This window comes from Planococcus faecalis (assembly GCF_002009235.1).
GTDB lineage: Bacteria > Bacillota > Bacilli > Bacillales_A > Planococcaceae > Planococcus > Planococcus kocurii.
On record NZ_CP019401.1, the window covers coordinates 1,912,254 to 1,925,460 of the forward strand.

Below are 13,207 nucleotides of genomic sequence, written 5' to 3' on the forward strand. Positions count from 1 at the left end.
CCTACTTACTTTACATGTTAATAAGTTTCTCTATTCTTCAATCAATTCTTTTTCGATTAGAAATTCTCGAGCTACGTCTTGCGGTTGCTCTTTATCAACATCTACTTTAGAATTCATCGCCAACATTTCTTCTTCGCTGATTTGCCCAGCAAGCTCGTTTAAGACATCTTTCAACTCAGGATATTCTTCAAGTGTTTCTAATCGAACAACTGGAGCTGCATCGTATTTTGGAAAGAAGTTTAAATCATCTTTTGTCGTCGCTAGGTCGAACAACTCAATTCTGCTATCTGTTGTAAATGCCGGAATAACGTCTACATCTCCATTTTTCACAGCTTCGTACATAATAGAGGGATCAAAACTTTCGGTAGCCGAAAATTTAAAATCATAAGTAGCTTTTAAATCTTCATAGCCATCACCCTGTCGTTCATAAATAGAGTGTGGTCCACCGAAAGTGACATCCTCAGAAGCAGAAATCGCAGCTAAATCAGAGTAAGTTTCAGCATTAAAGCCGCTATCTTTAGAATAAGCTAACGTATAGCCATTTTCAAAACCCAGCGGCTCTAACCATGTCGCTCCTAGTTCTTCTTCATACCCTTCTCTAACTGCCTCGAGCACTTCTTCAGATGATTGACCTGGTTCTGAATCACGTTTCAGCACATCTTTTAATCCTGTACCGGTATACTCAACATACATATCAATATCACCTTTTTCCAAAGCAGGTGTTAAAATTGACACTTCTCCTAGGCCATCTTCATACTCAACCGTATACTCTGATTTGGACTCTATGTACTCACCTAAAATATAAGGCAAAATATACTGCTCAGTCCAAGGCTTTCCTCCAATAATAATTGGCTCTTTTGCATCTTCTCCCGAACTACACCCGACCAAAGCGATTGAAGCAATGATCGACATCCCGACTACTTTTTTATTCATATTCATACCCCCTATTTTTCAGTAAAAATCAACTACTTTTAAACGATCAAGCAAGTCAAATATCTATTTTTTCTAACTCGCATTTATATCGTCTCTTTTCGAATACCCTTTTTCTAAATTTTCAATCTCACTTTTTCGCTCGCTTCTATTTATTGATACTATGCATTGTAAGTTGGAAAAATAAAAGAATTAGTGTAATTCAGCCGCCATCATATGATTTTCAGTTTGTGCTGTATAATAAAAAATAAAGTTCCCTTACATTCAAGTTAGCATAGACGATTGCTAGTTGATTACATGTGACTTTCAATAAGGGATTACGGTATTAGAAAAACAGCGGCGGATACGCAATGAAACTTACCGAATCGAAAGGACGGATTCACATGATGACAAACCTCTCAGATATCCCTATCTTCTCAGGTATCTCAGAAAACGATTTGCAGCAGATTCTTCTACTGCTCAAAGAGCGTCAATTCAAGAAAAATCATATGCTCATGTTTGAAAATGATGAAAGCGAAGATATTTACATTATCCGTTCTGGAAAACTGAAAATTTTTCGTTTGCACGAAGACAAAGAAATTGTGCTCAGCTTTGCATTACCTGGAGAAATTTTAGGAGAAGTTGAAGCTTTATCTCTTGTTAATTACCGAATTTCTTCTATTGAAGCACTCGAAAATGTTGCAGCCTGGCAAATTAAGAAGACAGACTTCTTGGAGCTTGTGGAACAATACCCAGCGATTTTAAGAAATGCCTACAAGATCCTTGTTGAACGCACGCGTATACTAAATCGCTTGATTCGTTATTTAAGCTTGCATGATGTCCGAACAAAAGTCGCGAATTTACTCGTCGATTTCTATTTCAATTTTGGCGATCAAAGTAATGACGGCTACAAAGTGGACTTAAAAATCAATCAATCCTTCCTCGCAACGATGCTTGGGATTACACGAGAATCCATGTCTAAAACTTTGAACGAATTTCAAGACGAAAAGATAATTGAGATTCGTGAAAAGAATATTTATATAGTAGATATGAAAAAACTCGAGTCTATTTGCAATCAAGCAGAAGAAATACAAATGCTTCGCAAGTGGAATAGTATGTAATCAAAAAACAGCTACCTTATCCTCTGCTTTTTTTGTGAACAAGTTCACAATAATAAGGTAGTTGTCTTCACAGCTCACTTCTTTTTGTCATGTTATGATGCTTTGTAAAGATGCAGTTACATGCAAAAGAACAACAACGACAATGGAGGTTTTTCTAATGAGTTTTCATATTGAAGCAAAAGCAGGAGAAATAGCAGAGTCAGTGTTACTTCCCGGAGATCCGTTACGCGCAACCTATATTGCAGAAACTTTTCTTGAAGATGTAAGTTGCTACAATAATGTGCGTGGCATGTTGGGGTATACAGGCACCTATAAAGGAAACCGCGTTTCTGTTCAAGGAACCGGAATGGGTATGCCCTCAGCATCCATTTACATTCATGAGTTAATCAATGACTATCAGGTAAAAAATCTTGTGAGAATCGGAACATGTGGTGCAATTCAGCAAGACGTGAACATTCGCGATGTGATTATTGCACAAGCTGCTGCAACGGATTCTGCGATGATCCGCAAAGATTTCCCAGGAATTGATCTTCCTCAAATTGGAAACTTTAATTTAATCAAAAATGCTTATGATATTGCTACAGATAAAGGACTTACGCTTCATGTAGGAAATGTATTTTCTTCTGATAGTTTCTACTCTGATGACCAAGCAACAACTAACAAGCTTGGTCAGCACGGTGTATTAGCTGTTGAAATGGAAGCAGCTGCTCTTTATTACCTATCTGCTAAATTTGGTGTAAGAGGATTAACGTTGTTAACGGTTAGCGATCATATTCTTACCGGGGAACATACGACTTCACAAGAAAGACAAACGACTTTTAATGACATGATTGAAGTGGCGCTGGAAACGGTAGCAAAATAAAGTTTCAATTTTAAAAAGAGTGTTGACCCATACCGGTCCCACTCTTTTGTTATTCTATCTTGTTTTGATATTGTTGAAAGTAACCAAAAGAAAAATCACACTCGTCGGAAACGTATGGTCATCATGAAAAATAAGTCAACACACATGAGAACTTTTAATCTACCTATACAAAACAACTATGGAGGCATCGGCTGTTATGAATAAAATTATTAAAGGAACAGGCTTTTCAAGTATTAACCGACAGGAAATCGAAATATTGGAAGACTATCTTTTCTGTATAAATGATGATGGCTTTATTGCTAAACGTCTTTCACCGAATGATCAAGATTACAACATGGTATTGAAACAAGCTCGCAGTGAAGAAACGCTGATGGAACTAACAGAAGGTCAGTATTTGCTTCCTGGGTTTATCGATTTGCATATTCATGCTCCTCAATGGGCTCAAACCGGCACAGCACTTGATTTGCCACTTTATGAATGGCTTAATACGTACACATTCCCACTAGAAGCTAAGTTTTCAGATATAACTTTTGCCGAAGAAACTTATAGCCACTTAGTCGATACATTGCTTGGAAACGGCACAACAACCGCTCTTTACTTTGCGACCATCCACGAAGAAGCAAGTTTTTTGCTAGCAAAAATTTGTGCCGAAAAAGGACAACGCGGACTCGTTGGAAAAGTCGTGATGGATGACTCGGCTGAAAACCCGGATTTCTACAGAGATGCTAGCCTAGAAGAAGCATTAACAGGCACAGAACGCTTTATTCAACGAGTAAAAGAGTTGAATAAAACAACAAAGCAAGGTGTCTACCCAGTAGTAACGCCGCGTTTTGTACCAAGTTGTACATCTGAAGCTTTAGAAGGATTAGGGAAAATTGCCGCTAAACACGATGTTCATATCACTTCGCATTGTAGCGAGAGTGACTGGGCACACAATCATGTGAAAGAGCGTTTCGGCAAAAATGACGCACAAGTATTAAATGATTTCGGCTTATTGACTGAAAAAGCGATTATGGCGCATGCTAATTTCTTGAGCGATGATGATGCAAAAACGTATATCGAACAAGGAACTGCAATCGCTCACTGCCCTATTTCCAATGCTTATTTTGCCAATAGTGTAATTCCGGTCAAACATTTTGCTGACATGGGTGTTGAAATTGGACTCGGTACGGATTTGTCGGCAGGTTATGACCCTGGAATTTATTCCGCCATTCGCCAAGCCGTTATTTCTTCTCGCATGCTAGAAGATGGTGTAGATCCTTCTAAAAACGCTGATTCTCGCGGACGTGCTGATTCGCGTATCACGGTCAATGAAGCGTTTTATTTTGCTACAGCAGGTGGCGGTGAAAGCATTAGCCTGCCAGTTGGTCGACTTGCGAAAAATTATGCTTTTGACGCACAAATTATCGATACCAAGATAAAAGACTCATCCATGCCAATTTTCGAAGGCATGAACTCTCTCCAAGATATTTTTCAGAAGCTCGTCTATATGACGCAACGTCGCAATATTATCTCGGTGTTCGTCCAAGGCGAACGAGTAAAATAACTCCAACACAAAAACCTTCAAGCAACTAAATGCTTGAAGGTTTTTGTGGCGATGGGGCCTGCATTCAAATAAAACAACGTATCTGATTTTATCTTACTTACTAGTTAATGTAAGAATTTTACTTACGACATATTCAGCTGACTGAAGCGCTCCTTCTAAATGGCCACTATACTGTGAATTTGTCTCAGTTCCTGAAAAAAACACTTTTTCTTCCCAGTCACCAGCTGATGGCGGTTGACCATAACTCGCATAATTTTTGAATGGGCTTGAATCTTCTTCAACTGCAGTATTAAAATCGCTAGACCAATCTTTATAAAGAATTGCTTGGGGATTTTCAGCGTCTCTGCCAAACAGTTTAACTAATTGATTAGCGACCAATTCTTTTACTTTTTCTGGTCCCATATGTTGACGCACTTCAGAAGAAATCCCGAAAAATCCGAAGAGCGCACCTGCCCCATTAGTAGGCGAAGCATCGTAGATTTCTTGCAAGGGACCAACCGAACTCAACACCAAACCTGACAATCCAGATTCTCTCCAAAATGGACGATCAAAAACCACAACCACTTTTGCTTGTGAGCCCATCCATGTCGGCTTTTCTGCAATATCAGTTAAAAGTTCTGTCGGAAGTGCTGGGGAAAATCTAATATGACGTGCTACAAGACGCGGTGGTAATGCCAAAATAACCGAAGCTGCACGCATATTTTCTAACTTTCCACCTGCTCTTTCTACTGTAACCATAATTTTTCCAGGCTCGTCCATACAGATTTCTTTAACACGAGTTTCTAACTCAATCATTTCTGCAGGGATTTGCTCTGCCAATGCATCTATTAAGGACCGCATTCCCCCCGTTAACCGAACTCCTCTGGCGTCAATGTGTTCTTCCATAACACAGCGCTCTGGAGGCTTTGTTTGAAACCGTTCCATTAGCATGTCTCCTTCGTTCTGCTGAACGAAGTTCACCAACCCTAATTCTTCTACTAGAGCCGAAATTTTGCGCTCGTGTTGCGGCCAAAACCACGTTGGCCCCAGATCAAATCTTCCGAGATCCTCTTGATTTGGAACAGACTCACTTAAAATTCTGCCACCAATTCTATCTCGTGCTTCAAGCACTTTACAAGTTATTCCTTGTTTTGTAAGTAGTAATGCCGCGCGCAAACCGCTTAATCCTGCACCTATAATGATGACTGGATTATTCATATGTATTCCTCCTACTGCTACGTTTAGCTAGATTGTTCGATTGGAAAGCTGTACATTCCAAAAGCTATATCCATCATTATAATGCTAAAATTCCTTATTGCACCTATGATGGGTTTGTAGTTTGCAAATTACTATTTTGAGTTACCTTTATGTGAAAAAAAAAGACCTTTATTCAGCTACAAAAACTGAAAAAGATCTTTTCTTATTCAGAAGATATTATTGCATATATCATAACGGATTTCATCCTGTCTCACGTAAATACTTATACATTTCTTGGCTCAGGTTTGAGACGAAAAACTACAGACTGTAGCCTCATCTCAATCCCTGCGAATATACAATCAATAGCTTTAATAATTTAATCCTAAGACGAATTACTCAAAATTATCTATTCGGTCAACATCCCACATCTACTAAAAAATAGATTTCGACTATAATTCGTTTGAGAAAAAGCACTAGTCTATTCTAGTTAACCATATGATCACTCCCAAAAAAATTACGAAACATTTGGACTGTTGTGTCGCGATTCATCGAGGCAATCGACGTGGTTAACGGGATTCCTTTCGGACAAACCTCTACACAGTTTTGCGCCATGCCGCATTCTTGAATGCCGCTCTGTCCCATGAGTAAGGTCAACCGTTCATCTTTGTTCATCGCACCCGTTGGATGGGCATTCATCAAGCGTACTTGTGAAATAGGAGCTGCCCCAATATAATTGGTTTTGTCGTTGACGTTTGGACAAGCTTCTAAACAAACACCGCACGTCATACACTTTGACAACTCATATGCCCACTGGCGTTTGCGTTCTGGCATGCGCGGACCTTCGCCAAGATCATAAGTTCCATCAATCGGAATCCACACTTTGAGTTTTTTCAACGTATCAAACATCGAACTGCGATCAACAATCAGATCACGAACAACTGGAAATGTTTTCATAGGCTGTAGCCGTATAGGATGTTTTAATTGGTCAACTAAAGCTGTGCATGATTGGCGAGCATAGCCATTGATAACCATCGAACAGGCTCCACATACTTCTTCTAAGCAGTTCATATCCCATGTGACAGGCGTCGTTTTTTCTCCTTTCATGTTGACAGGATTTCGTCGAATCTCCATCAAAGCAGAAATGACGTTCATGTTCATCACATAGGGTAATTCAAATTCTTCCCAGTAAGAACTTTCTCCCGGCGTGTTTCTTCGTTCGATTTCAAAAATAACGGTCTTCTGCACATTTCCCACGATTCTCATCTCCTTTTAATCAGCGTAGCAATAGTTTTATTGTGTAAACTAAACGTTATTGACTTTTTCCATAAACCCCAATTCCTTTTTCTCTATTTCATACTCAAAAGATTAACTCTACCTTAACATATTTATCAGAAAATTGAGATAATGTGGTATACTAAATGAAAATGATGCAAAGTATGAGGAATTCGAATCAATATGCTGTCCCAGATAAATCTAAAACGACAATGAGGAGGAAGTAACATGAAAGATCCACAACAAACAGCACTTGATCGCTTTCATGCGATTGACCAGATGATTAATGAAGGACTAGGCAGCGGCACGATTAATCCGAGCTATACAAAAACTCATTTAAAGTTAAAAGAAAAACAAGAAGCACAATTACTTTCTGCCTTGTCGGAAAAGCCTTTAGACAACAAGCCTATTAAGAAGTGAAGAAGCAGTAACAAGCTAAAACTATTGTAATTTGGTCCCTTTGCCTCAATGACAAACTAAATGATTTATTCAAGTAAAAGACGTCTAGCCAGCACTTGAAAATAGGTGCTAGCTAGACGTCTTTTTGTTGCTTAAAAAAGAGCGTATTTATCTCAGTTGACAACTGTCACTTTCTAGCTTTTTTCATAATCACTGATAAAAGTCTGCTCACTTACTTCTGTAGTTAAGACGAATTTGTGAAATCGTCTTCATAGGGTGAATTTCTATGGTAATCTATAGGATACTCTGTATAAAAAAGTAACTGTACTAGGTATGAATTTCGGATAAATCATTTCGATGAATTCATTTGGCACTGTCTATACAACTATTCCTCTGTTTCAAAGCGTTCCTGCCATGACATCATACTGTGCCTCTTATAATCATCTTGTTTTAGCTTAACTGCAAAACAAAAAAGATGAAAAAAATGTGCATTCAGCTATAATGGGACACGTTGAGTAGTTAAATTCCAATACAGATGGAGGTACTTTTGTAATGAATACTATCCGATCAGAAGAGCAATCATGAGCTACATTCCTATTTTTCATCTGACCATTCCCGCTATATGGATTGCTGTTTTGTTAGCAGCTGCCGTAGCTAAGCTTTTCATGCGTTTTTTTACCGGAGAAAAAATTGGAGAATGGTATTGGAATGCGCTGACGTTCTATATCCTTACCTGGAAACTCAGTTACAGCCTGTTTCATTTCGAAAACTTTCGTAATATGCCTTTATCCATCCTTTATTTTAACGGCGGTTTATATGGACATTTCCTTGGAATTGTTGTCGTTAGTATCTATTTAATTATGGTGCAGAAAAAACAATGGAAGGTAGCGAAGCAATCCGCATTTGCCTGGCTTTTGTTCTTTTTATCTTATCAAGCAATTCTGCAAAGCTTTGAAAAAAATGTGGTTGAAGCAATTTTACATACTTTGCTTCTGATTATAAGCATTCTGGCTATTCGCTTTCTCGCAAAACGTACTGACGTCCCGAACGTATTATTGCTTGCCGCATTATTAACATTAGAGTTGCTAATTTCAAGTGCATTTGGTTCGCTTTGGTCATGGCAAAACGCAACATTCATTTTACTAGCGATTGTCACTAGCATCATGTACATCCGCTTTGAACAGAAAGGACAGACTCTATGATTAAAAAAATACTTTTTGGAATTCTGCTTTTAGCTGCTATTGGCATCATGGCGCTCAATTTCTTTACGAAGAGTGAATCAACTAAGCAATCAGAAACCATTACACCTACTTCAACAGGACTCTCTCTAGGAGCAAAAGCACCCGATTTCACTTTGACCGACCAACATGGTCAAACAGTTCAGTTATCCGATTATCACGGCAAAAAAGTTATTCTCAATTTCTGGGCTACTTGGTGTCCTCCGTGTCGTGCAGAAATGCCACACATGCAGCAATTTCATGAAAACAATCTAGATGGCGATGTCGAAATACTGGCCGTCAATTTGACAGAGCAAGATAATGGCGAACAAGCAATCGGTTCGTTTATTGATGAATTTGGCTTAACCTTCACAATGCCTATGGATGAGACAGGTAGCGTCGCTCAAACTTATCAAATTCGCACTGTACCAACAACATATATCTTGAATACAAAAGGCGAAATTGCTCAAAAAATTATTGGCCCGATGGATGAGCAAATTATGAAAAATCAAACAGACAGCATCGATTAGTTTGTTAAGTAAGCTTTAAGTTACCTATCGTAGATGATTCAGAAATAACGAACGGAGAGGAGGTGTCGAATGACGCCTCTTCTCCGTTTCTATAGTACATTTTTCTTCTGTAGATGAGTATTTTCTAGCTCCACGTTTTTAGCACATATGCAAGTCAAAAATTCATTCATTTGCGTCCATTCACTAAGGATTTTTTGGAATCGCTCAATCTTATTAAGAAGTGCTTGGAAATCTTTTTTCTTTGGTACAACTCTATAAATTCCGATATCATTGCCAGCGTCTTACTGTTCTACGCCAAATGATTTAATGATTTTCTTAGTTCAATTGATTGGCTCCCGTCCTCGTATAAAGAATCTAAATTCCAACGTTTAATCGTTTCTCTCTTTGGATAAATTAACAATAACTCTTGTGATTTTTATTCTCTATACTCCTTTTGGATGTTAGACATATTAATCTCAATAGCTTCTGTATCCATCCCTTTACTCGTTAAGCTTTATCATTATCTCGAGTATCAGACAAGCCTTTGTAAAAGCTAGGTTTTTTCACCATCGTAATAAAATCTGTAAAATTTGCACTAAATTCATTAACTTGAATAAACCCAAGCTTTTTGTATAAGTAAATGGCTCTCTGGTTAAATTTCGCTACAGTCAATCGAATAGAGTGACTATGATAATATTCTTCGATGACTTTAACAATATATGAGCAGAACTCATATCCGTTACCTCTTCCTACTAGTTGAGGATTCATCCCTAATCCCATATCAAAAAGGGGTTCTTCGTATACTTTGAACTTTTTCCCACTTGGAACTTGGGCGCTTTTACCGGTACAGAAGAAACCGATTAACTCGCTTAAATCATTGGTGATAACAAAGTATGAACCATCCATCATTTCAGCCAGTGTCTCTTGCGTTAACTTATTGTTGTAAAAATCATAAGGAGAATCATACTCCCATTTCAATATTTCAACCGCTATTTTCCTATTCATGGCTACATGGTCTAATTTCACCTTCAGCACCTCTGTCATTCTCATTAACTTTTACCCGAAGAAAAACCTTCAAATAACCGTCCTCCATAAGGCAGTAAGACTTCGTCAACCAGTTGGATAATTTTTTGTTTGTTGTCATTTTTATAAAATTCCTCAAAAGCCTCAATAAAATAATTAGCAAATTCACAATCATAGTGTCTCAACGATCGAATTATCCATTTTGACGAACCACTCCATTGCTTGTTCGTTCGTAGTACAAATTCACTTATGAGTTCAGCTATAGCGCCAGCAGTAAAGATCGCTTCGGCTCGGTCATGACATCCGATAAAGTCATCGAGTAAATCGGTAATAACGTATCGTTTAGTATCGATGATTTGGGTTGGCCACTCTTTCGGACCCCTATCTAGTAATACCTCCGCTTCTGCTTTTACTCGCTCAATAATTCCATTGTCTTTTAAAACCACCCCTTCGGCTACCATCCTAGGCATTGAAGGTCTAGCTCTTTCGCAATCACTTGAAAAGTACTCCTTATACGAAGTCAAATTGTGAACAAATACTTCAATATTCCAACCAAAATCGATAAATGATTCTCGGTAAGAAGAACGTAACTGATGATCGAATACCACAATATCAAGATCAGATGTTGCTGTGGCCTCACCACGAATTACACTTCCTGCGAGCAATGCTGCATCACAGGAGGGATGATTCTTTTTCACAAATTGCTTAGCTGCGTTAATTGGATTCTCTTTATGATCCTTCTTCATTGTCTGAACACCTTCTTTCTACGCAATCTAAATCTATTAACAAATTAGACATGCAACGTGAACATAATTTCCTACTAAAATAAATTATTTCTTTGGTTGAAAATACAAAAGTTCATCAATTTGAGAAGAGGCTAAATCCTTTAGCTCTTCACAAAATACCGGTAACCTCGCTTCGATTTCTTCCTTACTGCCATATCGAATTTTTGTTTCCTCAGCAAGATCCTCTGAAAGCAAACAAAAATGGCTATAAGCGGTTTCCAGTAATTGAAGCAACTGCTCTCCTCTCACTTCACTAGCAATTTGTCGATTGCCGGCACTATAACCGGTTATATATCCTTGCGCAACCAACTTTAATTTAGCCGCACATGTTGAAAATTGATGTCTGCTGTAACGAGGTGTATCCGAAAGAGCGATAAAAAATGTCTCGTAGAGATTCATAAAGTTGCCGGCCATTCCTCTTGAATAATAGATACTAGGATAAGGGTCAATTAGACATAACCCATTTTCATCAATCAAAATATTTTCTGGCGAAGCATCTTGATTAACAAGTTGCGGTTTCGTAAATGCTTTTTTTCTACTAGTCACAGCTAATTGAAGTGCTTTACTAACCACACTGTCTTCAAACTTCGGATGTGCAAGGCAAAGCGTTTGATAATCTGTTAAATGCTCCTTGCTTTCTTCTTTCAAAAATTCGTGTACATCTCCATTTAATGTGTCTTTTAGTCCATTTTCTTCTGACCAAGTTAGATAACCAAAACCACTCAATCCATGTGGAACATCTTCTGTTTTACGATGGATTGATCCGACTTTACTGCCTATCTGAAAAGCCGCTTTTTCTGTCATACTGTGTAAATCAATTTGTTTTCCTCTATATGTTTCTAACGTGTAAGTCAGCTCAGTCGACACATGGAATTTAAAAAAATCCGGTGCCGCCCCTTTTTGAGCTTTATTTACAGCCCAGTAGTAGAGTTCAGTGCCTGCATACTCTGCTTTAAATGCCTCTTCATCAAACGAGACAGATTTTCCATAAGCAATCGCTTTTGGAATTCGAAGCACTAATTTTTTTTCTTCTCTACATACTTTCCAGGCATAATGCCAGGCTCCTTCACCGAGAAAACTCGCTCGGTTGACTCCAGCATGCACCAATGCTGCTTGTAATTTAACTTCAATCATTTCTTCTCTTCCTTTCTTTTTTTCACGGCATTACTAGAGGTTCTAGTTAATCTGCTTAATATTCTGTTTTCTTGAAACCTTTTTTCTATTGTAACGTAAAGAATAACTAAATAGATTAACATTTATTACAAAAAATATAAAATGGAGGTAGCTATGAAAAAAATATTCATAATTCTTTTAACCCTTTCGACTATCGCATTTGGCAATTGGGCAAGTGCCTTTGCTCTACAACTAGCTTTCTTAGATATTGCAATCCCATTCGCAGGGTTGGCCTTAGCCCTCGTTTACTTTTTTAAATCTAAGGGTGGGATGACGAGTCGTCGATTAGATATGTCAATTCAAGGACAAACAGGAATTCGAATGGAACAGAAAGTTCACGTATCAGAAAGGTCTTATATTTTTATTGGTTCCGTCTTATACTTCGTATTGGCACTCGGATTTACTTTCTATACGTACCGAGAGTATTTCTTGACTTGACTAAATGTATCCGTTCATAAATTAAAAAAAGGACACCCGTTGTAGACATCTCTACTCCTTCTTACTATATTTACGACTTTAAAAGGCTCATAGAAAAAAGGATAGAATGGCTCATAAGTGAGCTGCTATCCTTCTTTTTTTCGTTTACGATCCGCTTTTGTGTAGTGCAAAACTCCTTATAAAATCTCGCTGAATCTTTATTTTTGAAACCACCTAACAATACACAACCAAAAGCCAGTCTGGCAATAGTAGGTAGTGTCGTGCTACTGTAAAGCATGAAATTGATGTGCATATTAACTACAGAAATCTAGCTTTCACTATTCGGCAAATAAGGTATAAAAAAGACTAAAATAACAAACGCCAGTAAGCTCATAGCAACAAATTCAATCCAATCGAATGAGTGATCCTGCCATTCTTTTGTCTCGAGAATAAATTTCGGTGTGTGCATCAGCAACCCTATTATCACCGGAAACAAAAAAGTGTAAGCTCGAAGTGGATAAAGAGTAAATGTTGTTCGCGATTTTGCAACAAGCTGTTCTTGAAAGTATAGTCCCAAAATAACTACAATTCCAATAACGAATGTCCACATAAAATAGCAGGAAAATGGTTTCATAAAACTCTCCTGCCCTTTATTACTAAATAAATACTTCAATATACTTCTATTTACGTAATGAAAAGTTAGAAAGTTTCTTCTATTCAAAAACGTTTTCTATTTGATAAAGGTTTAAGAGTAAACAGATATTTTTCTTTATTCAGCACCTAATTATTACTTAATGC

At 37.9% G+C, this 13,207-nt stretch carries 14 protein-coding genes; 7 read left to right on the plus strand and 7 right to left on the minus strand.

Annotation, left to right across the window (positions count from 1 at the left end):
- Nucleotides 1-30: 30 nt before the first annotated feature.
- The gene (locus AJGP001_RS09565) at nucleotides 31-933 is read right to left on the minus strand and encodes a glycine betaine ABC transporter substrate-binding protein (protein WP_078080466.1); all 903 of its coding nucleotides are present in this window, start codon (nucleotides 931-933) and stop codon (nucleotides 31-33) included.
- A 347-nt stretch (nucleotides 934-1,280) separates the two neighbouring features.
- Here AJGP001_RS09565 and AJGP001_RS09570 point away from each other — a divergent pair, with 347 nt between their 5' ends.
- The 3 genes from AJGP001_RS09570 to guaD all read left to right on the plus strand — a co-directional run bounded on the left by AJGP001_RS09570 (nucleotide 1,281) and on the right by guaD (nucleotide 4,438).
- Nucleotides 1,281-2,030: a Crp/Fnr family transcriptional regulator gene (locus AJGP001_RS09570; RefSeq protein ID WP_245830157.1), complete on the plus strand. Its 750-nt coding sequence runs from the start codon at nucleotides 1,281-1,283 to the stop codon at nucleotides 2,028-2,030.
- A gap of 157 nt (nucleotides 2,031-2,187) precedes the next feature.
- Entirely contained in the window at nucleotides 2,188-2,892 is a 705-nt protein-coding gene (gene deoD / locus AJGP001_RS09575; RefSeq protein WP_065524529.1) for a purine-nucleoside phosphorylase, read from the plus strand.
- Nucleotides 2,893-3,088: 196 nt separating this feature from the next.
- Entirely contained in the window at nucleotides 3,089-4,438 is a 1,350-nt protein-coding gene (guaD, locus tag AJGP001_RS09580) for a guanine deaminase (RefSeq protein WP_078080467.1), read from the plus strand.
- Between the two features lie 93 nt (nucleotides 4,439-4,531).
- Here guaD and AJGP001_RS09585 read toward each other — a convergent pair whose 3' ends face one another.
- Together AJGP001_RS09585 and sdhB are read right to left on the minus strand one after the other, a co-directional pair.
- Nucleotides 4,532-5,635 carry a flavin monoamine oxidase family protein gene (locus AJGP001_RS09585; protein ID WP_071154287.1) on the minus strand — a complete coding sequence of 368 codons (1,104 nt, stop codon included), beginning with the start codon at nucleotides 5,633-5,635 and terminating at the stop codon, nucleotides 4,532-4,534.
- Between the two features lie 462 nt (nucleotides 5,636-6,097).
- Nucleotides 6,098-6,868 (minus strand): succinate dehydrogenase iron-sulfur subunit, encoded by a 771-nt coding sequence (sdhB, locus tag AJGP001_RS09590; RefSeq protein ID WP_245830159.1) that lies wholly within the window; start codon nucleotides 6,866-6,868, stop codon nucleotides 6,098-6,100.
- 246 nt (nucleotides 6,869-7,114) lie between these two features.
- Between sdhB and AJGP001_RS09595 the strand changes: the two genes are divergently transcribed.
- The 3 genes from AJGP001_RS09595 (at nucleotide 7,115) to AJGP001_RS09605 (ending at nucleotide 9,032) form a co-directional block, all read left to right on the plus strand.
- Entirely contained in the window at nucleotides 7,115-7,306 is a 192-nt protein-coding gene (locus AJGP001_RS09595) for a hypothetical protein (protein WP_058385164.1), read from the plus strand.
- A 560-nt stretch (nucleotides 7,307-7,866) separates the two neighbouring features.
- Nucleotides 7,867-8,487: a hypothetical protein gene (locus AJGP001_RS09600; protein WP_071154285.1), complete on the plus strand. Its 621-nt coding sequence runs from the start codon at nucleotides 7,867-7,869 to the stop codon at nucleotides 8,485-8,487.
- Complete coding sequence (locus tag AJGP001_RS09605; RefSeq protein ID WP_058385162.1) at nucleotides 8,484-9,032, plus strand: peroxiredoxin family protein; 549 nt, start codon at nucleotides 8,484-8,486, stop codon at nucleotides 9,030-9,032. Before AJGP001_RS09600 ends, AJGP001_RS09605 begins: the two co-directional genes overlap by 4 nt.
- Before the next feature lie 486 nt (nucleotides 9,033-9,518).
- Here the strand turns inward: AJGP001_RS09605 and AJGP001_RS09610 are convergent, their stop codons facing one another.
- The 3 genes from AJGP001_RS09610 to AJGP001_RS09620 all read right to left on the minus strand — a co-directional run bounded on the left by AJGP001_RS09610 (nucleotide 9,519) and on the right by AJGP001_RS09620 (nucleotide 11,953).
- Nucleotides 9,519-10,037, minus strand: coding sequence for a GNAT family N-acetyltransferase (locus tag AJGP001_RS09610; RefSeq protein WP_071154288.1), 519 nt, complete (start codon nucleotides 10,035-10,037; stop codon nucleotides 9,519-9,521).
- A gap of 23 nt (nucleotides 10,038-10,060) precedes the next feature.
- Nucleotides 10,061-10,780, minus strand: a complete 720-nt coding sequence (locus AJGP001_RS09615) for a nucleotidyltransferase domain-containing protein (protein ID WP_071154284.1) — start codon at nucleotides 10,778-10,780, stop codon at nucleotides 10,061-10,063.
- Between the two features lie 84 nt (nucleotides 10,781-10,864).
- Complete coding sequence (locus tag AJGP001_RS09620) at nucleotides 10,865-11,953, minus strand: hypothetical protein (RefSeq protein WP_071154283.1); 1,089 nt, start codon at nucleotides 11,951-11,953, stop codon at nucleotides 10,865-10,867.
- A gap of 153 nt (nucleotides 11,954-12,106) precedes the next feature.
- Here AJGP001_RS09620 and AJGP001_RS09625 point away from each other — a divergent pair, with 153 nt between their 5' ends.
- A complete protein-coding gene (locus tag AJGP001_RS09625; RefSeq protein WP_058385159.1) occupies nucleotides 12,107-12,430 on the plus strand; it encodes a hypothetical protein in 324 nt (107 codons plus the stop codon).
- Nucleotides 12,431-12,737: 307 nt separating this feature from the next.
- Here the strand turns inward: AJGP001_RS09625 and AJGP001_RS09630 are convergent, their stop codons facing one another.
- Nucleotides 12,738-13,043, minus strand: coding sequence for a hypothetical protein (locus tag AJGP001_RS09630; protein WP_058385158.1), 306 nt, complete (start codon nucleotides 13,041-13,043; stop codon nucleotides 12,738-12,740).
- Between the last annotated feature and the right edge of the window lie 164 nt (nucleotides 13,044-13,207).